Below are 26,912 nucleotides of genomic sequence, written 5' to 3'. Positions count from 1 at the left end.
AATTAAAACAATACCTTTGTATATCATAAATTGTACGGGGGTGTGGATAAAAACGGTTAAGAGAGAAATAAAATGCCTATAATAGACGGCATATCAAATACAAGGTTTTTGGGGATAATGGTGACTAGCAAATATTGGCAAATATCATGAGAGCAGCGATTTGCTCCATCATAAGTATAAAGATGCTGGTGTATAATAATAGATGCATCAAGATATCATTCATAGGGGATGTCATGAAATGGACTTGGGATCATTGAGAAATGTTTCTTTAAGACAAATATCTAGAATTGGTAACGCAAATGATTTCGTTTGGGGCGTTCTATCCCTTCGTGAGGAGTGTGATCTTATTAAAGAACGCGATAAACAAAAGCGTGAAGCAATGTGCAATTTTCATTATAAGATCTTGCTGTGGATGTTTTTGAAAGCTGTTAAAATGAATTAAAAAGAGATGGCAACTTCTTATATCTTTAAAACTTTGTATTCTTCTCAAGTTAGGCTTTTGGGTTGTTTCAGATATAAACAAACAGAGAAAAGATACGCAAATATGCGCGCGTTCCTATTTGATAATACAAAAACTGAAAAAGCTTATAAAGTGCTAAATTGTTTCAGCCTTTGTTTTAAATATCCTGTTGCACTAGAATGAGATGTTAATTGACAGGCAATAATAAAAAATAAAAGTACAGTCCTTATTCATATGTTGTATTTTCAAAGGTAAGTCTTTTTAAGAGTTGGAATTGTAGAGAGATTGGCGCAGTAAAACATCTTTTAGAAATTTTCCTGTATAGGAAGCGGGAGCTTTAATAATATCTTCAGGGCGTCCAGTTGCAACGATTTCACCACCGCGATCTCCACCTTCTGGTCCTAAATCAATAATCCAGTCGGCTGTCTTGATAACGTCAAGGTTATGTTCAATGACGATGACGGTGTTGCCTTGTTCGACCAGATCATGGAGCACTTCAAGAAGTTTGGAAATATCATGAAAATGTAAACCTGTTGTCGGTTCATCCAAAATATACAGTGTACGTCCCGTTGTTTTGCGTGCAAGTTCTTTCGCAAGTTTTACACGTTGTGCTTCCCCACCAGAAAGCGTGGTCGCTTGCTGTCCTACTTTTATGTAACCCAATCCCACTTTCATGAGGGTTTCCATTTTATTATGAATAGCAGGAACAGCGTGGAAAAATTCCTCTGCCTTTTCGATTGTCATATCCAAAATATCAGCGATAGATTGCTCTTTGAATTTTATTTCTAGGGTTTCTCGATTATAGCGCTTTCCTTTACAGACATCACAAGTCACATAGACATCCGGTAAAAAATGCATTTCAATTTTGATGACTCCATCACCTTGACAGGCTTCGCAGCGTCCTCCTTTAACATTAAATGAAAAACGCCCTGTTTTATAACCACGGGCTTTTGATTCTGGAAGTTCGGCAAACCAATCACGAATCGGTGTAAAAGCGCCTGTATAGGTTGCGGGATTAGAACGTGGGGTGCGTCCAATGGGGGATTGGTTGATATCAATCACTTTATCAAGAAATTCTAAACCTTCAATTTTATCATAGCTGGCAGGACTGTGATGAGAGCCCATGATCTGATGTGATGCTGCTTTAAAAAGCGTTTCAATAAGAAATGTTGATTTTCCCCCTCCAGAAACACCGGTTATGCATGTGAAGGTTCCAAGAGGAATATTCGCACTGATATTTTTAAGGTTATTGCCTTTGGCGCCGATAACTTTAAGAATTTTTGATTTTGATATTTTACGTCGTTGAGGAGGCATTCTAACAGCCATTTTTCCTGAAAGATATTGGCCAGTGAGAGAGGCTGGATTTTCTATAATTTCTTGCGGTGTCCCTTGCGCTATGATTTTACCACCATGAATGCCTGCCGCAGGGCCCATATCAACAACATGGTCTGCTGTGAGAATAGCATCTTCATCATGTTCAACGACAATGACTGTATTGCTAAGATCACGCAAATGGCGTAACATTTCCAAGAGGCGTTCATTATCACGTTGGTGTAAACCAATGGACGGTTCGTCTAAAATATACAGGACGCCTGTAAGACCAGAACCAATCTGGGAGGCTAATCGAATGCGTTGGCTTTCTCCCCCAGAAAGAGTCCCTGAATTTCGAGATAAGGTGAGATATTCTAATCCTATATGATTTAAAAAAGCTAGGCGTTCGCGAATTTCTTTTAAAATACGTACCGCGATATTCCGTTGTTTTTCAGTGAGATATTGATAGATATTGGCAAACCAATCATCTGCTTTTAGAATAGAAAGATCAGATATTTGCCCAATATGCATGCCATGGATTTTCACAGCAAGTGCTTCTGGTTTTAAACGATAACCGTGACACGCTGGACAAGGTGAAGAAGACATATAACGCTCAATTTCTTCACGCGACCAAGCAGAATCGGTTTCTTTCCAGCGTCTCTCCATATAGGGGATGATACCTTCAAAAGGTTGAGTCATTTTATGCGAATCAGAATTATTTTTGTAGATAAAAGAGATTTCATTTCTTTTTGTACCGTAGAGAATAGCCTGTTGTGCTTCATTAGAGAGTTCACACCACTGATCTGTGAGTTTGAAACCGTAAGCTTTTCCTAATGCTTCTAAGGTTTGATTATAATAGAGTGAGTCTGATTTAGCCCAAGGCGCAATGGCTCCGCCTTTTAAGGTAAGATTTTTATTGGGTACAATTTTCAGTGGGTCCATTGCTTTTTTGATGCCTAGTCCATCGCAGAGAGGACAGGCTCCAAAAGGATTATTGAACGAAAAAAGACGTGGTTCAATTTCAGGGATAGAAAAACCTGATACAGGGCAGGAAAATTTTTCTGAAAAAAGAAGCCGTTTGTGTGTGGCATTTTTTGATTTATGAGCAGATTCTTTTGTTGTTTCTTTTTGTACCAAGGGTTGGTCAGCCATTTCAGCAATGGCAAGTCCATTGGCTAGCTGTAAACAAGTCTCTATACTATCAGCCAAGCGGGAGGTGATATCATTTCGTACAACAATGCGGTCTACCACGACATCGATGTCGTGTTTATACTTTTTATCAAGAGGTGGAATATCAGGGATTTCATAGAATTTTCCGTCCACTTTAGCGCGTTGAAATCCTTTTTTTAAAAGTTCTGTTAGCTCTTTTTTATATTCTCCCTTTCGACCTTGCACTAAGGGGGCCATAATAAAAATTCGCGTTCCTTCTGGTAAGGTCATAATTTGATCAACCATTTGGCTTACTGTTTGACTTTCAATAGGAAGTCCAGTCGCAGGAGAATGAGGAATACCAATACGGGCAAAGAGAAGACGCATATAGTCATGGATTTCGGTGACGGTACCGACGGTTGAGCGTGGATTGCGGCTGGTTGTTTTTTGTTCAATGGAGATGGCTGGAGAAAGGCCGTCTATGCGGTCAACATCGGGTTTTTGCATGACTTCGAGAAATTGGCGTGCATAAGCTGAAAGGCTTTCAACATAGCGACGCTGTCCTTCAGCGTAAATTGTATCAAAAGCTAAAGATGATTTTCCAGATCCAGAAAGTCCTGTTATAACAATGAGTTTGTCACGAGGCAGATCGAGATCAATATTTTTAAGGTTATGCTCACGTGCACCGCGAATGGAGATATATTTTTGATGCGTCATATTTTATCCTTGGCATATGTGACAAAAATTAAGCCTCTAAAATGAAATAAAACTGTTTTTTTAGAATTACAACGTGCTTAACTGCTTTAACGCAGAAAGAGGGTATAAGTTTTGTAAAAAGAAAAATACAAATGAGCAGCTTTTTTTCTCTATTGATGGAATAAACTATGCGTCATTATCATATTTTGTTATAATTACACAGATCCAATATTGGAAAAGATAGCAATGTCCATATTGAAGGTCAATTACAGTCGTGTAAATTGAAGGTCAAGATGGTTATAACTGTTCTATGACAGATTATTTACGAATTAAAATTTTGGAGTTTATGCGATGGCTGGTAGCCTTAATAAAGTTATTTTGATTGGGAATCTCGGTGCGGATCCTGAAATCCGCCGTTTGAATTCTGGAGATCAAGTGGCAAATTTGCGTATTGCTACTTCGGAAAGTTGGCGTGATCGGAATACAAATGAGCGAAAAGAACGCACCGAGTGGCATAATATTGTTATTTTTAATGAGAACCTTGTCAAAATTGCAGAGCAATATTTAAAAAAAGGCAGCAAAATTTATATTGAGGGGCAGTTGCAGACACGGAAATGGCAAGATCAAAATGGAAATGATCGTTATGCAACAGAGGTTGTTTTGCAAAAATACCGTGGTGAATTACAAATGCTTGATGGGCGTGGGGGAGCAAGTGGGGAGCAAGGAGCAGGTCAAGGGGGTAGTTACAGTGGTGGCTTTGCGGATAGTAGCTCAAATCAAAAAAATGCTTTTGGTCAAAACAATAGCCAAATGGGAGAGAGTTTTTCTCACAAATTGGATGATGACGTCCCTTTCTAAGAGTCTTTAAATTACAGTATTACGATTTCTTTATAGTTTATTTGTTTTAGATTTTTGAAGTTTAGCGGAGTGGAAATTGTTTATTAGTATTGGTAATTTTTAATAGAAATTAATAACATCTTGAAAAATATTGTTAAATTTCTTCTTCATTATGAGAGAGAAATTAGCATTCTGGTTTGTTTTTCGATATAAACAAAGTGAAATGATTCTTTTTTGAAAGTTTTAAAATTGTGACCGATCTTACTCCACAGCTAGAAGGTGATGTGCTGACCGGTATTGAACCAATCAGCATTATTGATGAAATGCAACGCTCTTATCTTGATTATGCGATGAGTGTAATTGTTTCGCGTGCACTCCCTGATGTCCGTGATGGTCTTAAACCTGTTCATCGACGTATCCTTCATGCTATGAATGAGATGGGGCTTGTTTTTAATAAGCCGTATCGTAAATCTGCTGGTGTTGTTGGGGAGGTTATGGGAAAATTCCATCCCCATGGTGACGCTTCGATTTATGATGCTTTGGTGCGTATGGCGCAGGATTTCTCTTTGAGAAATCCATTGATTAATGGTCAGGGAAATTTTGGTTCCGTTGATGGTGATCCACCTGCGGCAATGCGCTATACTGAGTGTCGTTTAGAAAAAGTTTCAGAAGAACTTTTAGCTGATATTGATAAAGATACGGTTGATTTTCAGGATAATTATGATGGGCGTGAACGTGAACCGGTTGTCTTACCAGCGCGTTTTCCTAATCTTTTGGTGAACGGATCAGGGGGGATTGCTGTGGGAATGGCAACCAATATTCCGCCCCATAATCTTGGTGAAGTTGTTGATGGTTGTATTGCTCTGATTGATAATCCCGATATCACACTCGATCAAATAATTGAAATTATTCCTGGTCCAGACTTTCCTACAGGGGGGATTATCCTCGGCCATTCTGGTGTTCGTTCAGCTTATGAAACAGGACGTGGCTCAATTATTATGCGTGCTAAAGTTGATATTGAAGAAATTCGCAGTGGTCGACAAGCAATCATTGTGAGTGAGATTCCTTATCAGATTAATAAGGCAACGATGATTGAAAAAATGGCCGAATTGGTGCGTGATAAACGCATTGAGGGAATCTCTGATTTGCGTGACGAATCTGACCGTGATGGATATCGCGTTGTCATTGAATTGAAGAAAGATGTTGTTGCGGAAGTTGTTTTAAACCAATTATATCGTTATACGCCGCTGCAAACTTCTTTTGGTTGTAATATGGTTGCGTTGAATGGAGGCAAACCTGAACAAATGACGTTGCTTGATATGCTTCGTGCATTTGTTATTTTTCGGGAAGAGGTTGTTAGTCGGCGAACAAAATATCTTTTGCGTAAAGCGCGTGAACGGGCTCATGTTTTGGTTGGTCTTGCTCTTGCGGTTGCCAATATTGATGAAATTATAGCGCTTATTCGCAAAGCTCCTGATCCGCAGACAGCACGTACACAATTAATGGAACGACGCTGGCCAGCGATGAATGTTGCTCCTTTGATTAAACTTATTGATGATCCCCGACATATTATTCATGAGGATGGTACTTATAACCTCTCTGAAGAACAGGCGCGTGCTATTTTAGAATTGCGTTTGCAACGGTTGACAGCCCTTGGGCGCGATGAAATCGCTGATGAGCTGAATAAAATTGGTGTGAATATTGCTGATTATCTTGATATCTTGGCATCGCGTGTACGCATTATGCGTATTGTTAAAGACGAGTTGAGTACTCTTCGTGAGGAATTTGTAACGCCGCGACGTACGGTATTTGGTTTTGGTAGCGCTGAGATGGAGAGTGAAGATCTGATCGCGCCAGAAGATATGGTGGTAACGGTGAGTCATAGTGGCTATATTAAGCGCGTTCCTCTTAGTACCTATCGTGCACAGCGTCGTGGCGGTAAGGGGCGTTCTGGTATGTCCACGAAGGATGAGGATTTTGTAACGCGTTTGTTTGTCGCCAATACGCATACTCCGGTTCTTTTCTTTTCATCACGTGGGATTGTTTATAAGGAAAAAGTTTGGCGATTACCGCTGGGGACACCGCAATCGCGTGGGCGGGCTTTGATCAATATGCTTCCCTTACAACAAGGCGAACGCATTACAACGATTATGCCTTTGCCTGAAGATGAAGCAAGCTGGAATGCATTGGATATCATGTTTGCGACAACACGTGGTACTGTGCGTCGTAATAAGTTATCAGATTTTGTTCAGGTTAATCGTAATGGTAAAATTGCCATGAAACTTGATGAAGAAGATGAAATTCTTTCTGTTGAAACTTGTACAGAACATGATGATGTCGTTCTCACAACAGCGAATGGACAATGTATTCGTTTTCCAGTTGTGGATGTTCGTGTCTTTGCAAGGCGTAATTCTGTGGGGGTTCGTGGTATCAATTTGGCTAAAGGCGATAAAGTCATTTCGATGACAATCTTAGAGCATGTTGAGGCGACGTCCATTGAACGTTCTGCATATATTAAACGGGTGATGAATGAACGGCGTGCTGCTGGTGTAGATGCTGATATTGAAAATATTGTCACTCTTGATGAGGAAGATGGAGGCGCTGAAACAGAGTTAACAGATGAACGTTATACGGAACTCCTTGCACGTGAACAAATGCTTTTGACAGTGAGTGAATTTGGTTATGGTAAACGCTCTTCTTCTTATGAGTTCCGGATTTCGGGACGTGGAGGAAAAGGGATTCGTGCAACAGATCCATCTAAAACAACTGAAATTGGTAAATTAGTAGCGGCTTTTCCGGTGAAGGCGCAAGATCAAATTATGTTGGTATCAGATGGGGGACAGCTTATTCGCGTCCCTGTTGAGGGAATTCGTACTGCTGGGCGCTCAACTAAAGGAGTGACAATTTTTAATACGGCTGAAGGTGAAAAGGTCGTATCTGTTGAGCGTATTTCTGAACCTGAAGATGATACACGTTCATTAGAGAATGAAGGTGAGAAGTGTTCTGACACAGTTGATATAAGCGAGGAAACATAATTTTGAAGAGGGTGGAGTGAAATCATGAAAATTGCTTTTTATCCAGGTTCTTTTGATCCTCTCACAAACGGTCATCTTGATGTTTTGAAAGGGTGTTTTGTTTTAGCTGATAAGGTGGTTGTTGCTATAGGTATACAGGCAGGGAAAAAAACACTCTTTAGCTTTGAAGAGCGCGTTGATTTTATTACGCAGGCAGGGAGAGATTTGTTTGGTGCAGATTCTGATCGGTTGCAGGTTCTTTCATTTAATAACCTTCTCATTGAGAAGGCGCGTGAAGTTGGTGCTTCATTTCTTATTCGTGGGTTGCGTGATGGTACTGATCTTGATTATGAAATGCAAATGGCAGGGATGAATGGCATTATGGCGCCTGAATTGCAAACTGTTTTTTTGCCGGCAAGCGTTTCTGGACGTGCGATAACGTCTACATTGGTTCGTCAAATTGCTTCTATGGGAGGGGATGTGTCACCATTTGTGCCGCCTAATATTGCACAAGCTTTGTGTTTGAAATTCCAGTCTTTTAGGGGTGAATAATTGTGTTTCGTAGATTCTTTGCTGTTTTGATATGTGTTGTTTGCTTTTTTCCATTGCGCGCTGTTGCTGATAATTTTAGCCCAACAAGCCCAATAAGTGGTGAAAGCCTGCTTGTTTTATCTCTCACAGACGGTAATGTTATTATTCGTTTGCGTCCTGATTTAGCGCCAAAACATGTTGCGCAAATCAAAAAAACTAACAAAAGAGGGGGCTTATGATAATGTTGTATTTCATCGTGTTATTCCGGGTTTTATGGCACAAACTGGTGATGTAAAGTTTGGAAGAAAAGGCAGTAGAGATTTTGATCTGAAACGCGTTGGTATGGGAGGTTCAAATTATCCCAATATACCGGCTGAATTTTCAAAGCAGCCGTTTAAGCGCGGTACTGTTGGGATGGCACGTTCACAAGATCCAGATTCCGCAAATTCTCAATTTTTCATTTGTTTTGATGATGTTTCTTTTTTAAATGGTCAGTATACGGTTGTTGGGGAAGTCATAAAGGGGATGGATATTGTTGATAAAATTAAAAAAGGTACCGCCAGTAATAATGGATCCGTAACAAATCCTGATGTTATTCATGCTGCTACTTTACAAATTGAAAGATAAATCAAAGGAGTTTTCCATATGGCTGAGAATAAAGATTTAGAGAATACCTTAATTCTTGAAACAACGAAGGGCAGAGTTGTTATTGAACTTTTTGCTGATTTGGCGCCTTGTCATGTTACGCGTATTAAAGAACTGGTGCGTGAAGGTGCTTATGATAATGTTATTTTTCATCGCGTTATTGATGGTTTTATGGCGCAGACTGGTGATGTGCAATTTGGAAAGAAGGATGGTGAAAAATTTAATTTATCACGTGCGGGGATGGGTGGTTCAGAAAAACCAGATTTAACAGCAGAGTTTTCAAATCTTTCTCATAAGCGTGGTACAGTTTCTATGGCACGGAGTCAGAATCCGAATTCTGCTAATTCGCAGTTTTTTATTTGTTTTGCAGATGCTCCTTGGCTTGATCGTCAATATTCCATATGGGGTCAGGTCGTTGAAGGTATGGAAAAAGTTGATGAAATTAAACGTGGTGAACCTGTTATTGATCCTGATGCAATTACCAAAGCTATTATTGCTGCAGATGAGAAATAGTATAAAGCCTGCGCGTTTCAATTGTAAATTGCTAAATAGTCTTTTCTAATCAATAAAGGCATACGAAACTCTTTTGTAGTATCATGTCTTTCTTTTATATTCTCGAGCCAAGAATTCTTCGTTATTTCTTTCAATCTGATTTTTTAAGAATATGGTGCCAAGGATTTGTACAAACAGCTGTTAAGATAAAAAAGCAAAGTCAGTTGTGTTCAGGGTGTTGTTTTGCAAAGTTTTTTATAAAAAGCTGGCACTTTACACACTTTTTCAGTCTCTAATGTGGCCTCGAGACAAGCTTTTGACACTCGAGCGCATTTATTAAGAGGTATTTTTAGTCTTTTTTGTACAGTCTCACTTTAATGGGCCAAATTGTTTGTAATGTGTAAATAAGTGATTTGGAGGGATTCAACATGAAACAGGTTTGGAATGAGAGATTCTTACTTATGCTAAACGCTTCTCTCATTCAATATGCAAAAAGTAAATTGTCTTTATAAACTAATCCCTTGCTCATATGTAGAAATGAAATTATCGAGATAATAATTTCGCAGTTCTCTTAAGGTTTTGGTACGTTAAGCATCGATATTTTGAAGTATGATATTTTGCTCTTTTTTGAAGTTAGATTATTTTTTTGTTATGCTGATTTCTTAACAAAAAATGTTTTTTTGTCTCATTTATTTTTTTATGCTGGCTTAAGTGAATCAAAAATTAATTCATAAAATTTATGGCAATGCTCGTAAGAAAGATATCTTATTTCTTTCTATGAGAGATATGTATTGATGGAATCAAGAAGATAAGAGTGATGATAAAGACATTTCATTATAGAAAAATTGCTCAAGATGGATGTGCGCGTCGAGGCGAAATTATTACTGGACGTGGATGTGTTCGCACACCTGCTTTTATGCCTGTTGGGACGGCAGGAACCATTAAGGCTATGTATATGGATCAAATACGTGATCTTGGGGCAGATATTATTTTGGGGAATACTTATCATTTAATGTTACGTCCAGGAGCTGAATGTGTTGCACGTTTGGGGGGATTACATGAATTTTCACGCTGGAATGGACCTATTTTAACCGATTCTGGTGGTTTTCAGGTTATGTCATTGGCGGGTATCCGTAAAATTACTGAACAAGGTGTGATTTTTCGCTCTTATATTAATGGAGCCTACTATGAAATGAGTCCAGAGCGTTCTATCGAAATTCAAGGACTTCTTGATGCGGATATCCAGATGCAGTTGGATCAATGTATTGCATTACCAGCCACTGAAAAAGAGATGGAAGAAGCTATGGAACTTTCATTGCGGTGGGCACAACGTTGTAAAACAGCTTTTGGGGATCAACCGGATAAAGCATTGTTTGGGATTGTTCAAGGGGGGGATAATATGAAATTGCGTGAACGTTCTGCTCAAGCATTAAAAGAAATGGATTTAAAAGGTTATGCGATTGGAGGGCTTGCTGTTGGTGAGCCGCAGAGTGTTATGACAGCAGTGTTGGATACTACTTGTCCGGTTTTGCCAGAAGATAAACCGCGATATCTTATGGGGGTGGGAACACCGGATGATATTTTACAAAGTGTTGCGCGTGGTATTGATATGTTTGATTGTGTTATGCCGACGCGTGCGGGACGTCATGGTTTAGCTTTTACACGCTTTGGTAGAATTAATTTACGGAATGCACGTTATGCAGAAGATCCCCATCCTCTTGATCCACAGTCACTTTGTCCGGCAGCAAATGATTATAGTTGTGCTTATTTGCATCATTTGATCAAATCTGGTGAATCTCTTGGTGGTATGTTGTTGACTTGGAATAATCTTTTTTATTACCAACAACTGATGCAAGGAATTCGTGATGCCATTGAAGAAGGCTGTTATGTTGATTTTTGCACTGAAACGCGTGCTCTATGGGCACAAGGACGCTAAAACATTCATCTCCTATAGTGCTTTATTTTTTTACTTAAAAATGTTACTAAAAAATGAAATTAGAAATACCTTTCAAAAATATAAAATTGCACTATCTTAAAAGGTAAAGGTGCTATTTTATAGGCACATATTCTTTTTGTAATTATTATACAAAATAGAAGTAATGATCATATAAAACAGAAACTGTTACTCCGGTACGCGCTACCTGATCCGGAGAAAAACAGTTTATTCTGTTCTGATGACTGTTTAAAGCAACAATGTTAATGAGGCGTTAGCGAAGCCTTAAAGAAGTATTAAAATTGTATTTTTATGAGTTCCTTTGTGTTTTTTATTGATCAAGGTAAATAATGTGTTACTTGCAGTAGAACAGATAATTTATTATAAACCTAAAGTAATAATAAATTAATATTATACTCTTTAAAATTTGTAGTTTTACATTTTGTGTTTTTATTATTTTTATATAATAATTATTTATAATATAATTTTACTTTTATAAAAGATCGATAAATATTTTTAATAAAAAATTATTATATTTATTTTCTTCTTTATTGATAAAATTTATATGAAAAAATCATAATATATTACGTGAATATTTCAAATTTACAGAGAGTGAGTTAGATAAAAAATGATTTTATATTATTCCTCTATGAGATGAGATAATAGTGAATATCTTTAGAATAGGATGATTTAATCAATGGGGAAATTAAGCTCTATTATTATGAGAATTTTAAAAAGACTCTGCAATAATGTATAAGGATGGTGTATTCGTTTCAATTATAGTTTATTGATTTGGAAGGGGAGCATTCAGGTAATAAAAACGTAGAAATATAAATTATGGAGAAGTTTTATACTTGTATCAGAATAATGATGAGGTATTGTTCACTTGTTTGGAATGCGTTCTTCGATAAATTTTAGAGTTGTTTATAGTGTGTGATACATCGTTCTAAATAAAGCTTTTAGGGTAAAATTGAAACTGCTGAAAAGAGGAGAAAAAGTTTATTATCTCGATTTATTATCTGGCAGGACTCATAAAAATATTTGAATATATCTATAACCGTTAGTTTTTTAAAAGACCCTTCATTAAAGCATCTTACTTAAAACCTCATAAAATACTTATATCAAAATGTTTCTAAAATTTTATTGAGAACGATTTTGCATGTATGTAACAATATTTTGAGTTTTTATTTTTATGTATTACAGATATCTACAGCAAAAATTCTTGTCCAGAAGTGATGATATGAAGGATTCTCATAAACAAAACATTCTTGCATTAGAGATTGATTCAAAAATACGGTGTTTAGCAATTTTAGCTCTTGCAGTGGGAAGTTTTGCTATTGGGACTGCAGAGTTTGTTGCAATGGGGCTCTTGCCAGAGATGGCACGAAGTTCATATGTTGATATTCCTACTGCGGGTCAATATATTTCTGCTTATGCGTTAGGGGTTGTGATTGGAGCTCCTTTTTTAGCTGTTGCAACTGCTCAATTTGCACGCAAAACTGTTTTGATAGGGTTGATGTTTTTTTATGCCTTAGCAAATATTGCCAGCGCATTTTTTTCTAACTTTAGCATATTGGTAGCGTTGCGTTTTCTTAGTGGTCTTCCCCATGGCATTTATTTTGGGCTTGCGACTATGGTTGCAGCTTCAATGGTGAAAATGAATGAACGTTCTAAAGCTGTTGGGTCTGTTATGCTTGGCTTAACCATTGCAACCGTTTTAGGAGCACCAAGTGCGACTTTGATGGGCCAGCTTATTGGTTGGCAGATTGCTTTCATCCTTGTGGGTATGATTGCTTTATTGTGTTGTTTTCTTATTTGGAATTTTTTGCCTTGCGATTCAAGGACCCAAAGAACAAGCCCTTTACGCGAAATGGGGGCATTAAAGCAAAAGCAGGTGTGGCTTCTTTTGACAATGGTTTCGGTGGGAGCGTCAGGATTATTTTCTGTTTTCACTTATATTAAGTCAACATTAATGCATATTTCTGGTGTTTCGCTTGAGTGGGTACCCTTTATCATGCCTTTAGTTGGATTGGGGATGGTGGTAGGAAATATCTTGGGGCCTAAATTAGCTGTTAAAATAGGTATTTCGCCGATGATATTTTTTTCTATGCTTTGGAGCGTATTTGTTTTTTTGCTTTTTTTCTTTTTATCCTATGCTCCGTTAACAGCTGCAATAGGATGCTTTTTTATTGGGACTTCTTTTGCGGCTATGCCTTCTATACAAACAAAAATTATGGATGTTGCACTACAGGGACAGGTTTTGGCAGGAGCATTAATGCAGTCTGCTTTTAATATTGCTAACGCTCTTGGTGCAGAAGCAGGAGCATTGGTTTTACAATTAGGCTATAGTTATGAATATACAGCTGTTTTAGGAAGTGTTCTAACTTTGTGCGGATTAATGATTTTTTGCGTTTCATGGTCTATGGAGAAGCATGCTTAATATTTTTCTTTTTTAAGTGAAAAAGGAATTTTTATATTTATTATTAGTTATTATTGGAATGTCCTGTTGGATTTTTTAATATGCAGTAAGAAATGCGCAGCGCTAATGGAATAGCAAGAAAAAACAAAAGACCCATGAGCACTATAAGAAGGGTTTTTGCTGCTAAGATCATTCCTATTGTTCCTCCAGGATTAAAAAGACCAGCAAGATTGGTGATGACTCCCGCTAGAGTTGCACTTAAGGCCGCTGAAAATAGTTGTACAGAGGTAAGGGATTCACTCGCACGGAGAGCATCTTCATCATTTGTACATTGAAAGATTCTTGTGAGCAAATGTGGCCACGCTATTCCCGCACTGATTCCAATAGAAAATAGTGCTAAGCAAATAATAAGAATATATCCAAGTGTGGAAATTTCTGTTGGAATGAGCCATAAAAGAATAGTGATGCCTAACAGTTTTAATAAGGGAGAGTATACAATGATGTTACGAATTTTTTTTTCGGAGACACCAGCACTTGAGAGGGCTCCACATGTCCACCCTAGGCTCATGAGTGCTGCTATATAACCAGCAATAAGTGGAGCTTGCCCGTGAAGCTTTTGAAGAAAAAGGGGAAAATAAAGTTCCATACTGTATACGACTGTTGTCATAACGAGTATCAATGTATAAACAGGAAAAATTTCAGAAGAAAAAGAAAAGGTTTTGTGTGGCAACATGGGATGAAGGGTAAATGATTCAATTTTTGCTAGAACAAAGAGGAGACTAAGCCCGATAACTAGCCCGCAAATTTTTGCCATTGTCGACTCCATAGCCCCTCCAACAGAAATGATAAAAATCAATAAGGTAAGTGTAAGAAGTTGAATAAAAGGGATAGGGGATGTTGGAACATTGTTTTTATTCTTTTTGGGTAAAAGTTTAAAAGCAATGAGTGAGAAAAATATAGCTAATATGCCAATGATCCAAAATGATGCTCGCCATAGGCCATAATATACAGAAAATCCCCCAATTGCTGGTCCTAACAAGGTTGATATTCCCCACATTCCAGAAATAACACTTAATGCGTGTGACCATAAATATGGGCTGAAAATAATACGTACCATGGAATAAGATAGGGATAATAAAGAACCACTTCCAAATCCTTGAATACAGCGTCCTATTAAAAATAATGGCATAGATGAAGAAATGCTACACAGGAAAGTCCCTAGGGTAAAGATAAGCCCAGAGATAACATAAGCGTTGCGAGGACCCAATTTCCCTAATATTTTTGTTGCAAGGCAAGTTCCTATGAGTGAAGCTGTAATAAAAACAGTTGCCACCCAAGAATAATATATCTCATTGCCAATATGCTTCATAAGAGAGGGTAAAATAGTAATAACAATATAAACGTTGGTGGCGTGCAACATCACACCGCCTGTAAACGTTAAAAAGCAAAGACCATTTTTACCCACTAAAAGTGTAGACCAGCTTTGTTTTTTCACTGTTTTTGCTATTTAATAAAAGTTTATCCTCTTTATTACTTATAAGGGAGTTCTTTAAATTCTCCAAGAAAAATTCAAAGCCCTAAATAGAGCTTTGAATTTTAATTAAGTTATTCCTTAATTGCTCATTGCTTTTTTGAGATTTTCATCAATTTTATCGAGAAAACCCGTTGTAGAAAGCCATTTTTGTTTAGGACCAATCAAAAGTGCGAGATCCTTAGTCATAAAACCTTCTTCAACGGTTTTAATACAAACTTCTTCTAATGTTGTGGCAAAGTTTTTTAATTTCTCATTGTTATCAAGTTTGGCACGGTGCGCTAGTCCTCGGGTCCATGCGAAAATAGATGCAATAGAATTTGTTGATGTTTCTTCATTCTTTTGATGCTGACGATAATGGCGTGTTACGGTGCCGTGTGCGGCTTCTGCTTCAACAATTTTACCGTCTGGTGTCATGAGAACGGAAGTCATAAGACCAAGAGAGCCAAAGCCTTGGGCAACAATATCAGATTGAACATCCCCATCATAGTTTTTACATGCCCATACGTATCCACCAGACCACTTTAATGCAGAAGCCACCATATCATCAATGAGACGATGTTCGTAATATAATTTACGGCTTTCAAATTCATCTTTAAATTCCGTATCAAATATTTCTTGAAAGATATCTTTAAAACGACCGTCGTAAGTTTTTAAAATGGTATTTTTTGTTGAAAGATAAACCGGAACATTCCGCTGTAGTCCATAATTAAAAGATGCGCGGGCAAAATCACGAATTGATTCATCAAGGTTATACATTGCCATGGCAACCCCTGCGCTTGGGGCATCAAAAACATCATGCTCAATAACTTGATTATCATCACCGACAAATTTAATACTTAATTTCCCTTTGCCTGGAAATTTAAAATCTGTTGCTTTATACTGATCACCAAAAGCATGACGTCCGATAATAATTGGCTTGGTCCAGTTAGGAACAAGGCGGGGGACATTTTTACAGATAATGGGTTCGCGAAAAATGACTCCTCCTAAAATATTGCGGATGGTGCCATTGGGTGATTTCCACATTTTTTTTAAGTTAAATTCTTTAACGCGTGCTTCATCAGGGGTGATGGTTGCACATTTTATACCAACCCCATATTTTTTGATAGCATTGGCAGAATCGATCGTTACCTGATCATTGGTTGCATCACGGTTTTCGACGGAAAGGTCATAATATTTGAGATCAATGTCGAGATAGGGATGGATTAATTTATCTTTGATATATTTCCAGATGATACGGGTCATTTCATCCCCATCGAGTTCAACAACAGGGTTTTCTACTTTGATCTTTGCCATTAGAAGTCCTTTTCCTTTTAAGTGATATTACTTTATAGCACTTTCAGATTTATAATGAAAAGTAAAAACAAGGAGAAAAGCTATGTAAATATAACTGTTAGAATATATGATCAATAAAGTAAGGAGATTACTGGAGAGATATGCGTTTTTATTATCACAGTTTTCATTCAACTATTTGATGAGTTGATCATATTCTAAATTATGGCCTGTTTGTTTATAGGAAAATTTAATATGATACTACAGACCTTCTAATGAGGAATAATTCATTTAAAATGCGTTTTGAGGATAAATTTCAGTTTTGAAGATTGAAAGCAATGCATAAAGAGCGTAGCAGGTTTTAATTTAAAATTAACAGCATACGTGTAAATAARGCTTATAAATTCACTTTATAATGAGTAAGAGCTCTCTAAATTTATTTTGTCCGATTTTTTATTGCTATTAATAGCCTAAATTAGAGTGCTATTCGTGAAAAGAAATAAAAAATCAATCACATGATGACTCTTGCACCTTTTTACGAAGAGATTCCTTTAAAAGCCTCCTCCCTCATTTTTATATATGCATCTCTCATATTTTAAAATATAAATAAAATGAATATATTATATAGAATAAAAAGAAGGAATGGTACGCCCAAGGGGAATCGAACCCCTGTTTCCGCCGTGAAAGGGCGATGTCCTAACCGCTAGACGATGGGCGCAAACCAATGATGAGGCTTATAGAGAGGATCTTTTTACTTCGCAAGCCCTCTATATCATTTTTTTTGAAAAAAGTGTGTTTTATTGAATAATTTTTGAACGAATCTTGTTTGAAGCCTTTTATTTTCTAAGATTTTTGTGGAAAAAATATAGAGTTATTATGATGAATAGAAATTTTTGGTGCGGACATCATGCACGGTGAATGATATTTTTGTTTATTTTCAGTTTGAGGTATAGGTAAAAATGATCATAACAACATTTTAAAGCTGTTTATTTTTTGCATCTTTAGAAATTTCTTTATTTGAAAATGAATCAGCACAGATAAAGGATTTATTTGGGTTCGTTTTTCAAAAGAGTGGCAATAAGTTGGGATAAAATATTCGAATTTTGCAAATTTATTCTCCATATTTGTAATATTTCAGAATTATGCTGTACACACATGAGTTTTTGTTTTTTTACTTTAATGTAAGGTTCTGTTTTGATATAGGAGAGCGTTAAAATTTTTGCATTAAAGAACTAGTTTAAGCTATATAATAGTAGGGAGGAATGTGGCATTATTTACTAATTTGCTTTATTGTGTTCATTCTCTTTACGTATCACATGAAAGAATGTTTTTTGGTTAATACTTGTTGATTGAGAAGAGTTTCTTAGAAAGTCTTCAGTATTCTTTCGTTTGTTATTAATTGTTTTTTTGAGAGATTTTTTCTATCCTATTGTTAATAGAGTTGAGTTTTTATGAGAAGGTTTTTTCTTTTAAAAAACAAGGCAATTTTTTACAGCAACTTGCATTTATTAGTTTTGCAGATTTTTATTTTGAATTAGATCTTTTATAAAGGTCATGAAATTTTAAAAGAAAATAAATATTTGTATTTTTAGGAATTTTGATTGAATAAGTGGGGATAATTCTATTAGAAAAAAATAGAGTGAAGAGAGTAGGGGATTTCTTTTGTCCTGATGGTTATAAGCATTCTTTGTGTTCACAGGCACATCATTTAAACAATTTTTCAATAAAGATAGGGATCAGTGGTTAGATAATGGCAGAAGCTTTAAAAGTTGGCGTTGCGGGACTTGGTACGGTTGGTACTTCAGTTGTTCGAGCTCTATGTGAAAAAGCGAATAGTTTAGCTTGTCAATGTGGGCGATTCATCAAAGTCGTTGCTGTTAATGCGCGTGATAAAGGCCGTGATCGTGGAATTGATCTCAGTAATATAAGATGGTTTGATTCACCTGTGGAGATGGCTGCCTCTGATGAGATTGATGTTTTTGTCGAGTTAATTGGTGGTGAATGGGATATTGTGTATACTGCTGTTAAGAGAGCACTTGAGGCAGGACATCATGTTGTGACTGCCAATAAAGCTCTTCTTGCTCGACATGGGGTAGAGTTAGCTATAATTGCAGAACAAAAAGGTGTTTTTCTTCATTTTGAAGCAGCCGTTGCAGGGGGGATTCCTGTTATTAAAGCGATGAGAGAATCACTTGTCAGTAATCACATATCGCGGATTTATGGTATTCTCAATGGAACCTGTAATTATATATTAACTCGCATGTTTACGGAGGGTCTTTCATTCAAAGATTGTTTAGCCGATGCACAAAGACTTGGTTATGCTGAAGCAGATCCAACTTTTGATATTGAGGGAAATGATACGGCTCATAAATTAGCTTTGTTGACAAGTTTGGCATTTGGAACAGCTGTTTCATTAGATGATGTTTATGTTGAAGGGATTCATAATATTTCGCAAATTGATATCCGAGCGGCTGATGAATTGGGGTATCGAATTAAGCTTTTAGGGGTTGCATTAAAAACAGATTCTGGAATAGAGCAACGCGTTCGTCCAACCATGGTCCCAACGTCCTCAATGATTGCCCAGATAAATGGTGTAACCAATGCTCTTTCTATTCAAAGTGATTTATTAGGTGAATTATTGTTTTCTGGTCCTGGCGCTGGAGGAATGGCAACAGCATCAGCTGTTATTGGGGATTTGGCTGATATAGCAAAGGCACGTTCTGGTTTTCACTATGCACCTGTTTTAAGACGTCCAGCATTAGAGCTTGCTCCTCATAAAAAAGCACGTATTTCACATCATGCAGGGGGCTATTTTATTCGTTTAAATGTTCATGATCGTGCTGGTGTTTTTGCCGCGGTTGCAAGGCATATGGCTGATAATCACATTTCATTAGAGTCGATTGTTCAAAGACCTTTTATAGAAAATCAGATTGAAAAAACAATTATTTTAATCACGCATGAAACAACAGAGGTGAATGTACGACAGGCACTTGCAGAAATTGAAAAAGATGGACTTCTTGTAGCAAAATCTCAATTCATTCGTATTGAACGTATGGCAGAGAATTGATAACTTGTCTTGATAAGACAAGCTTGAATACTTTTATCTCTTGTGGAAAGTTTTCATTTTTGCCAAAAGCTTTATTCTTAGAGCTTAATAGGGACTCATATTTTTTCTGGTATTTATTCGGTAGGATTCTTTACATATGTCCACAACTCAGAAGACTTTAAATGGACTTGATCGTATTTTGACACTTGAATTGGTACGTGTCACTGAACGTGCTGCGGTTACTGCTGCGCGCTGGCGTGGACGTGGCGATGAAAAGGCTGCAGATCAAGCTGCTGTAGATGCAATGCGGCGAGAACTTAATCAATTGCCTATTGAGGGTACAGTGGTGATTGGTGAAGGTGAGCGGGATGAAGCACCTATGCTTTATATCGGAGAAAAAGTAGGTCTTCAAAATGGGCTAGCGATCGATATTGCTCTTGATCCCCTTGAGGGAACAACACTTTGTGCTAAAAATCTTGCCAATTCTTTGGCAGTGGTTGCAATTGCTGAAAAGGGTAACCTCCTTTATGCTCCTGATGTTTATATGAACAAAATTGCTATTGGTCCTGGTTATCCAAAGGGAGTGGTGGATATAGATGCTTGTCCTACCGATAATATTCATGCTCTTGCAAAGGCTAAAGGAGTGGCTGTTAATCAGATTACTGTTTGTATTATGGATAGACCTCGTCATGAAAAATTGATTGATCAAGTACGAGCGACAGGGGCGTCGATTCGTTTGATTGGTGATGGAGATGTTGCTGCTGTTATTGATACAACTGATCCAGAAGAAACAGGTATTGATATCTATATGGGGATTGGTGGAGCCCCAGAGGGTGTTTTAGCGTCTGCTGCTTTACGTTGCATTGGAGGACAGATGCAAGGTCGTTTGTTGCTTGATACAGAAGAGAAAATTGCTCGAGCAGCCAAAATGGGGATTAGTGATCCCAATAAGGTTTATACAATGGAAGAAATGGCAAAGGGAGACGTTTTGTTCTCAGCAACAGGGGTAACAGATGGTAATATGCTGTCTGGTGTTAAATTCACGTCTCGTTACATTCAAACGGAAACTCTTGTAATGCGTTCCCATACGGGGACAGTTCGTAATATTAAAGCACAGCATAGAGATCATTCAAAATTTGATTAATGTTTTTTTCTGTCACCCCTAAAAAATAGACAGATTGTTTTTAGTGTGTACGCTTCCATGAAAGTCGATATATCTTCATGGAAGCGTTTATAGATATAAGAATATTCGTCTTATTATGAGAGCTGGACAGAGTGCACCCAGCCATTTTTATCTTCTATATTCCCTTTTTGAAGACCAACCAATTGTGTTCGAAGTTCCTTTGTGACTTCTCCAATTGTTTCATTCCCAATAATAAATTCTCCCCCTTTATATCTAAAACGACCGATTGATGTGACAACGGCAGCTGTACCACAAGCAAAGACTTCTTTAAGATGTCCACTTTTTGCATCTTCTTGAAGCGTTGCAAAAGAATAAGGACGTTCTTCTATCGTTAATCCCATTTGTTGAGCCAACTGTAAAATTGAATGACGTGTTATTCCCGGAAGGATAGTTCCATTAAGGGGAGGGGTTACGAGTGTATTATTGTTCATAATAAAGCAGACATTCATACCGCCAAGCTCTTCAATCCACTTATGTTCAATCATATCAAGGAAGAGCACTTGGCTACAATTGTTTTCGGTTGCACTTTTTTGTGCAAGTAAGCTTGCTGCATAGTTTCCTCCACATTTGGCAGCACCTGTCCCTCCTGGACCAGCACGACTATACTCTGTTTCGATCCAGACGCTAACAGATTTTTCCTCTTCTTTGAAATAGGATTCAACTGGAGAAGCTATGACACAAAAAAGATATTCTTGAGAAGGGCGAACACCCAAAAAGTTTTCATTGCCAAACATAAATGGACGGATATAGAGGCTAGCGCTGGGATGATCAGAAACCCATTTTTGATCAGCTTTTACTAATTGATGAACGGCATCCAGAAAAACATCTTTTGGTAATTCTGGCATGGCTAACCGTTTAGCTGACTCTATAAACCGTTCTGCATTGGCATCAGGACGGAAGAGTAAGATGCGTCCATCTTTTGCACGATAGGCTTTTAAACCCTCAAAAATTTCCTGTCCATAATGCAAAACAGTACTTGCAGGGTTAATTTCTAAAGCTTTGTATTGAAAAATAACGGCGTTATGCCAGCCTTTGTCTTCTGTCCATTGAATAGTACACATATGGTCTGTAAAAAATTGACCAAAACTGGGATTTTTTAGAATTTCTTCACGTTTTTCTTCCGACAGAGGTGATGGGTGCTTTTCTATTTTAAAGGGAAGTGACGATATGGGAGATTTCATAAGAAAAACCTTTTGAGAGTGTTTTTATTTTTTATTAATAAAAATAATGAGATATTTTGGCCATAACTTTATTATTAGCTAATCCTTTGTGTCAATGTTTTATTGCAGAACTCAAAGGCTATGCTTGATATTTTAATTCTATCCTCGGTTTTTCTTAATTTTATGAAGGTGTCTGGAACCTTTATCTCTCTTTATCGTTTTCTCAAAATAAGTATCTGAAATAATTTCATATATGCAGATTTTTAAAAAATTTAAAGGTAAGGGCATTGAGAAAAGGAATCCACTATGATTGATAAAAATTATCACACATATGAAGAACGTATGGCTACAGAAAGAAAAGATCATGAACAGCGTGTTTCAATCGCTAAGGGTATTTTTGCTATTCTTCTTGCATTGGTTCTTATCTGGTTTATTTTTGGTTTTTTAGGATCTTTTTTTGCACAAGATCCTGAACATAGTTCACATTATAATACTCCAGAAACAAGCCAGAGTATACCCCCCCAAAAAAAAGATTTAAGTTCACGCCCTCCTGTACCTTATAGCGATAAGAGTACGCAGTGATTTTTTCGTAAACATAATCTTTTAGAGAAGGCAAAATCAACGTAGATCAAAAAATAAAATCAACTTAAATAGATCAGTGAAAAAAATTGAGACGATTTTAATTTCTAACGTTTTCGATCAGTAACTAAATGTTTCAGTAACTAAATGTTATTGAAAATAAATGGCCTTGAAATTAATCATGCAACGATTTTTAGAATCGTTGCATGATTGGTTTAGCGTGTTATGAAGCAATTTCCACCAGAACTTTTAATGGTTTCACAAAGGATTATAGCCTCATTACGGTTCTGCGTTTGAATACGAACACGGTAATAGGTTCCTTTTCCTGGTATCAAAGCCGGTTGAATATTTAAAGGACGGGATCCGATAAGGAATCCAAATTTTGATTCCATCTTTTTTAAAGAATCTCTCGCTAACTCATGCGTAGGTTGAGAGGCGAGTTGCACATAATAACCCTCTGAATTTTGTGGTGCAACTTTGTTTGGGGATGTTGGGCGAGATGCGGCGTGCGTTTCGACTTCTGCATTTCTCTCTGCTTGAGAGGGAATAGGGATAAATTTCTCTTCAATACCCGCGTTAGAAGTATTTTCGGCGATTATTTTATCAATATTATTTTTGAGATCATAATCACTTTCTTGGTTGTTTTTATCGGAATCATGCGACGAAACAATGGACGACTGTTGAATCTCGTCAGGAATTTGATCAACGGCTTCTGCAGATTGAGCAGCAGTATTGCTCTCTTTTTGATGCATCGGAGCGAGTGTAACTGTACCGTCTGGATTGACAATAACGGTCTGTACTTCGCGCGTTGGAATAGTATGAGTAACAGCTTGCGTAACAGCATCTTCAACATCAGATTCAGTTGAAGAAGATGATGAGACGTTCAGAGATTCTTCTGGATTTAATCCCTCTAAATTATCAGGTTGTTCAGAGCTGTCGATAAGAAATTGTTGTGTATTTTCTTGTTTGTCATTTCGTCCAGTCGTTTGTTTATAGACATCTAAATTATGAGCAACATCATTTTTTGTTTCAGTTGTGTCTGGTTTGAATTTAAAAGGTGTATTGTCAGCCTGAATAATGACCATTGCTTCATTTTTCTGTGATTTCATGAAAAAATGAGAATAACCAGCAAATCCAATGGCTATTAAAATAAGAAGAAAAATACCTTTAAAGAAAATTTTACCAAAAATAGAACTTTTAAAGGGAGGAGGTGCTGAAGGGTATGCGGGGATTTCATCTGAGCCTGTGTATGGTGAATTCTCACTATCACTAAAAGAGGGGGAATTATGTTCCATATTAGCAGCAGAAAAATAGTCGGCATTTTGTTCTTTAGAGTTTATATAAATCCCTTCTTTTGAATTTTGTATAGTTTGATGAAAAATTTCATTGAAAGATTCATTTTTCTGTTGTTTTTGAGAAAAATCATCTGTTGGAACATTTCCTACATTGAGTACATCCGCAAATTCTTCTTCGAAACTATTTGTTGGTACATCATATTCTGGGGCTTCATACGGGACTTCTGGAACCATAATAGGGCCAGTTTTTTCTACGATTTCTTCTGAAAATTTATAAGTATCAACATTGGGAGGGGGGGTATCTCTGTGTGTATAGTTATGGGCAAAAAAGCTCTCTGTTTGTTTTGTACTAAGAGGTTTTGATGAAGAAAGAAAATCATCTAAATCATTTTGGTTATATGAAATTTCTCTGTTTGGGTTAGAGACATTTTCAGCCTTATTGATGTATTGCGTTTGATCCTCATTATAGGTTGGAACTTTTTCACTATAAGTTTTTTGTTGTGAGAGATTTTCTTCAAAAAAATGGAGATAATTAGTTGTATGATCTTCTTGTGAAGATCCCTCTAAATAAGATTGTGTATCAACATGTGTAGAATCCAAAGGCGAGGAGAAGCCACTTGTTGTTTGATTTTTTGCTGTGTTTTGTCTTTCTGACGCAAGGTTAGAAGATGACAAAAATTCATTTGGTTCCGGAGAAGAGGAAACATCCATATAATCTTGTTCAGTCCAATTTTCTTGATCCGCTGCAATGTTATAGGGATGGTTTATGGAAGGTTTATAGAAGTTTTTATTGTCATTATACGTTTTTTGTATATTCACACTCTCAGGCTGTTGTGAGGTCGTTTGTGAAAAACGAAGGGTTTGTTCAACAGTTTCTGTGTCGTCTCTCTTATTTTCGCGCTTTTCGGATTTATCAAAAAAGAAATTTTCTGATTCTGATTCTGATTGTGAGGTAAAATTCCTTTTTTCAAAAAAAGGATTAGCACTTGTTGCTGTCTTTTTCTGTTGAGACAATTGATTCTTTTGAATGGGTAATGGAGAAAGTGCGTCTAAGATTTGTTCTTCATCATGACTGCTTGGTGAAGAATATCTCTCTGTAGATAAATTATTTTTGTTTGAATGGTTTAAAGAACCAGTTTGTGCAATATCTGAGACTGTTGCATTACTGGTTGCATGCAAGTTCCATTGCTTTTTTTGATCATCAAACGGTAAGTTCTGTGTTAAATTATTTTTAAGTTCTTCTTCTAGAAAGGATAAATCAAAATCATCATCATGAGATGGCGTTTTGGAATGAGATGTTGAACGATCTGTCTCTAAAGAAGAGTGTTCATTTTGGTTTCCACTTTGTTTGGTCGGATTAAAAATGCGCGTAAGTCTTTTTAAAGGATCATGGGGTTCATGATCGTGTTTTGTTTCGTGCGGATTTTTGCGATCGTTATCGCTCATAGCTTTTCTCACATAATGATTTGCACTTAATATGCAATCAATGGTTAATTTTGATTTGTTATATTAAAATTAAATTTTCCCCCGCTCATGCAAGGATACATGAAAAAGTTTACCAATACAGTATCTATTGTATGTATTTATAGAACTTTTTCAACGCATTTCTATTGGGGCTTCGACTCCTATGATGCTCAGTCCTGATGATAAAATATTGATAACAGCTTGTATCAAGCCCAATCTTGCAAAGGATAACTCTTTATCATTAGGCTGAATAAAGCGTAAATTGGGGTTTTCACTCCCTTTATTCCAATGGGTGTGAAAGCAGGAGGCAAGGTCATAAAGATAAAAGGCTAATCGATGAGGTTCTTTATGAACGACGGCTTGTTCAATGATACGCGGATATTCAGAAAGTTTGCGTATTAATAATATTTCATTGTCATCTGTTAGTCGATGAAGATGAGGGATCAATATGTCCTTTGAAAAGCTTTCAATATGAAGCACTTCTTGTGCTTGACGAAAGACTGAGTGACAACGTGCACTTGCATATTGTACGTAAAAGATGGGGTTATCTTTTGATTGTTCTGTTACTTTTGCAAAATCAAAATCAAGAGGCGCTTCGCATTTGCGATATAGCATCATAAAACGCACTGGATCTCGACCGACTTCCTCAACAACATCTCTTAGAGTGACAAATGATCCTGCTCTTTTTGACATACGTACAGGTTGACCATTGCGAAAGAGTTTTACCAATTGACATAAGAAAACACTTAATTGGGCTTTATCACCAGAAATTGCTTTTGCCATGGATTCTAGTCGCTTTACATAACCAGCATGGTCTGCTCCTAGAATATAAATCATTTCATCAAAATGACGATTAAATTTATCCCGAAAGTAAGCAATATCAGCAGCAAAATAAGTGTAAGAACCATCAGATTTAATCAAAACACGGTCTTGGTCATCACCAACATTTGTTGAACGAAACAAAATTTGCTCGCTTGGTTCCCAATCTTCTATATTTTGCCCTTTGGGAGGGGGGAGTTTTCCTTTGTAGATATAACCATTGATAGTGAGGTCGTTAATGGTGTTACGAATAGCGCGGGCATTATCTGCATAAAGCATTCGTTCAGAGAAAAAGATATCATGATAAATATTAAGAGCTGCCAAATCCTCGCAAATCATGGACATCATTGCCTGAATTGCCCGTTCTTTCACGATGGATAAGGCTTCATCTTTATCCATGGTGAGGAGTTGGTCACCAAACTCTTGAGATAACGATTGACCCAATGGTATTAAGTATTCTCCAGGATAGAGTCCCTCTGGAATTTCATTAATTTTTTCTCCAAGAGCTTCACGGTAGCGCAACAGTACGGAGTGAGCAAGGACTTCGATTTGTTGACCAGCATCATTGATATAATATTCTTTCGTAATGTTATAGCCCGTAAATTGCAGCAAATTGGAGAGAACATCTCCAACAACGGCTCCGCGACAATGTCCTACATGCATGGGGCCTGTTGGATTTGCTGAGACATATTCAACATTGACGCGTTTTCCTTGTCCCATTGGGATACGGCCATAAGAAAGGCCTAATTCAAGCATGGATTTTATAGCATCTTGCCAGAATAATTTTGTAAGCTTGATGTTGATAAAACCAGGACCAGCAACATCAATATTCTCAATAGAGGCATCATTTTTAAGCAGTTCTATGATTTTATCTGCAAGTGCACGGGGCCCCATCCCAATAGGCTTTGCAAGAACCATAGCAGCATTGGTTGATAAATGACCATGGGAGGAATCACGTGGGGGATCAACGGTGATTTTTGATAAATCTAGATCTTCTCCATCTTTTCCTTTTATATCAGATAATTCAATTGATCTTTTAATTTTTTTTTCGAAGTATTTAAAGATATTCATATTGA

General features: G+C 37.1%; 15 protein-coding genes, 1 tRNA gene and 1 pseudogene. 10 read left to right on the top strand and 7 right to left on the bottom strand.

Features of this window, described 5'->3' with window-relative positions:
- Positions 1-721: 721 nt before the first annotated feature.
- Positions 722-3,637: an excinuclease ABC subunit UvrA gene (gene uvrA, locus HWX04_RS00515; protein WP_175868289.1), complete on the bottom strand. Its 2,916-nt coding sequence runs from the start codon at positions 3,635-3,637 to the stop codon at positions 722-724.
- A gap of 330 nt (positions 3,638-3,967) precedes the next feature.
- Here uvrA and ssb point away from each other — a divergent pair, with 330 nt between their 5' ends.
- The 7 genes and pseudogenes from ssb to HWX04_RS00480 all read left to right on the top strand — a co-directional run bounded on the left by ssb (position 3,968) and on the right by HWX04_RS00480 (position 13,508).
- Positions 3,968-4,474: a single-stranded DNA-binding protein gene (gene ssb, locus HWX04_RS00510; RefSeq protein ID WP_175868288.1), complete on the top strand. Its 507-nt coding sequence runs from the start codon at positions 3,968-3,970 to the stop codon at positions 4,472-4,474.
- Between the two features lie 230 nt (positions 4,475-4,704).
- The gene (gyrA, locus tag HWX04_RS00505) at positions 4,705-7,488 is read left to right on the top strand and encodes a DNA gyrase subunit A (protein ID WP_175868287.1); all 2,784 of its coding nucleotides are present in this window, start codon (positions 4,705-4,707) and stop codon (positions 7,486-7,488) included.
- A gap of 24 nt (positions 7,489-7,512) precedes the next feature.
- Positions 7,513-8,019, top strand: a complete 507-nt coding sequence (gene coaD / locus HWX04_RS00500; RefSeq protein WP_175868286.1) for a pantetheine-phosphate adenylyltransferase — start codon at positions 7,513-7,515, stop codon at positions 8,017-8,019.
- A gap of 2 nt (positions 8,020-8,021) precedes the next feature.
- Positions 8,022-8,625: pseudogene (locus HWX04_RS00495) on the top strand (peptidylprolyl isomerase).
- A gap of 18 nt (positions 8,626-8,643) precedes the next feature.
- Positions 8,644-9,156 carry a peptidylprolyl isomerase gene (locus HWX04_RS00490; protein WP_175868285.1) on the top strand — a complete coding sequence of 171 codons (513 nt, stop codon included), beginning with the start codon at positions 8,644-8,646 and terminating at the stop codon, positions 9,154-9,156.
- Positions 9,157-9,952: 796 nt separating this feature from the next.
- A complete protein-coding gene (gene tgt / locus HWX04_RS00485) occupies positions 9,953-11,071 on the top strand; it encodes a tRNA guanosine(34) transglycosylase Tgt (protein ID WP_175868284.1) in 1,119 nt (372 codons plus the stop codon).
- Positions 11,072-12,308: 1,237 nt separating this feature from the next.
- A complete protein-coding gene (locus HWX04_RS00480) occupies positions 12,309-13,508 on the top strand; it encodes an MFS transporter (RefSeq protein WP_175868339.1) in 1,200 nt (399 codons plus the stop codon).
- 43 nt (positions 13,509-13,551) lie between these two features.
- Here the strand turns inward: HWX04_RS00480 and HWX04_RS00475 are convergent, their stop codons facing one another.
- The 3 genes from HWX04_RS00475 to HWX04_RS00465 form a co-directional block, all read right to left on the bottom strand.
- A complete protein-coding gene (locus HWX04_RS00475; RefSeq protein WP_175868283.1) occupies positions 13,552-14,982 on the bottom strand; it encodes an MFS transporter in 1,431 nt (476 codons plus the stop codon).
- A 117-nt stretch (positions 14,983-15,099) separates the two neighbouring features.
- Complete coding sequence (locus HWX04_RS00470) at positions 15,100-16,314, bottom strand: NADP-dependent isocitrate dehydrogenase (protein ID WP_175868282.1); 1,215 nt, start codon at positions 16,312-16,314, stop codon at positions 15,100-15,102.
- 619 nt (positions 16,315-16,933) lie between these two features.
- A tRNA-Glu gene (locus tag HWX04_RS00465) sits at positions 16,934-17,008 on the bottom strand.
- A 1,032-nt stretch (positions 17,009-18,040) separates the two neighbouring features.
- Here HWX04_RS00465 and HWX04_RS00460 point away from each other — a divergent pair.
- Together HWX04_RS00460 and glpX are read left to right on the top strand one after the other, a co-directional pair.
- Positions 18,041-19,357, top strand: a complete 1,317-nt coding sequence (locus HWX04_RS00460; RefSeq protein WP_175868281.1) for a homoserine dehydrogenase — start codon at positions 18,041-18,043, stop codon at positions 19,355-19,357.
- A gap of 136 nt (positions 19,358-19,493) precedes the next feature.
- Entirely contained in the window at positions 19,494-20,480 is a 987-nt protein-coding gene (gene glpX / locus HWX04_RS00455) for a class II fructose-bisphosphatase (protein ID WP_175868280.1), read from the top strand.
- 113 nt (positions 20,481-20,593) lie between these two features.
- Here glpX and HWX04_RS00450 read toward each other — a convergent pair whose 3' ends face one another.
- Positions 20,594-21,700 carry a branched-chain amino acid aminotransferase gene (locus HWX04_RS00450; RefSeq protein ID WP_175868279.1) on the bottom strand — a complete coding sequence of 369 codons (1,107 nt, stop codon included), beginning with the start codon at positions 21,698-21,700 and terminating at the stop codon, positions 20,594-20,596.
- 285 nt (positions 21,701-21,985) lie between these two features.
- Here HWX04_RS00450 and HWX04_RS00445 point away from each other — a divergent pair, with 285 nt between their 5' ends.
- Positions 21,986-22,261, top strand: a complete 276-nt coding sequence (locus tag HWX04_RS00445) for a hypothetical protein (protein WP_175868278.1) — start codon at positions 21,986-21,988, stop codon at positions 22,259-22,261.
- A gap of 212 nt (positions 22,262-22,473) precedes the next feature.
- On the opposite strand, the gene HWX04_RS00440 is transcribed toward HWX04_RS00445, so the two are convergent.
- Together HWX04_RS00440 and argS are read right to left on the bottom strand one after the other, a co-directional pair.
- The gene (locus HWX04_RS00440) at positions 22,474-24,999 is read right to left on the bottom strand and encodes an SPOR domain-containing protein (RefSeq protein ID WP_175868277.1); all 2,526 of its coding nucleotides are present in this window, start codon (positions 24,997-24,999) and stop codon (positions 22,474-22,476) included.
- A gap of 150 nt (positions 25,000-25,149) precedes the next feature.
- Positions 25,150-26,907, bottom strand: a complete 1,758-nt coding sequence (gene argS / locus HWX04_RS00435; protein ID WP_175868276.1) for an arginine--tRNA ligase — start codon at positions 26,905-26,907, stop codon at positions 25,150-25,152.
- Positions 26,908-26,912: the final 5 nt, after the last annotated feature.

The organism is Bartonella gabonensis (assembly GCF_903679515.1).
Taxonomy (GTDB): domain Bacteria; phylum Pseudomonadota; class Alphaproteobacteria; order Rhizobiales; family Rhizobiaceae; genus Bartonella; species Bartonella gabonensis.
This window is presented reverse-complemented; position numbering and strand designations above follow the sequence as displayed.

Coding starts and splice junctions, on each gene's coding strand:
- uvrA (WP_175868289.1), bottom strand. CDS start 3,637: ATGACGCATCAAAAATATATCTCCATTCGCGGTGCACGTGAGCATAAC.
- ssb (WP_175868288.1), top strand. CDS start 3,968: ATGGCTGGTAGCCTTAATAAAGTTATTTTGATTGGGAATCTCGGTGCG.
- coaD (WP_175868286.1), top strand. CDS start 7,513: ATGAAAATTGCTTTTTATCCAGGTTCTTTTGATCCTCTCACAAACGGT.
- HWX04_RS00490 (WP_175868285.1), top strand. CDS start 8,644: ATGGCTGAGAATAAAGATTTAGAGAATACCTTAATTCTTGAAACAACG.
- tgt (WP_175868284.1), top strand. CDS start 9,953: ATGATAAAGACATTTCATTATAGAAAAATTGCTCAAGATGGATGTGCG.
- HWX04_RS00480 (WP_175868339.1), top strand. CDS start 12,309: ATGAAGGATTCTCATAAACAAAACATTCTTGCATTAGAGATTGATTCA.
- HWX04_RS00470 (WP_175868282.1), bottom strand. CDS start 16,314: ATGGCAAAGATCAAAGTAGAAAACCCTGTTGTTGAACTCGATGGGGAT.
- HWX04_RS00460 (WP_175868281.1), top strand. CDS start 18,041: ATGGCAGAAGCTTTAAAAGTTGGCGTTGCGGGACTTGGTACGGTTGGT.
- glpX (WP_175868280.1), top strand. CDS start 19,494: ATGTCCACAACTCAGAAGACTTTAAATGGACTTGATCGTATTTTGACA.
- HWX04_RS00450 (WP_175868279.1), bottom strand. CDS start 21,700: ATGAAATCTCCCATATCGTCACTTCCCTTTAAAATAGAAAAGCACCCA.
- HWX04_RS00445 (WP_175868278.1), top strand. CDS start 21,986: ATGATTGATAAAAATTATCACACATATGAAGAACGTATGGCTACAGAA.
- HWX04_RS00440 (WP_175868277.1), bottom strand. CDS start 24,999: ATGAGCGATAACGATCGCAAAAATCCGCACGAAACAAAACACGATCAT.
- argS (WP_175868276.1), bottom strand. CDS start 26,907: ATGAATATCTTTAAATACTTCGAAAAAAAAATTAAAAGATCAATTGAA.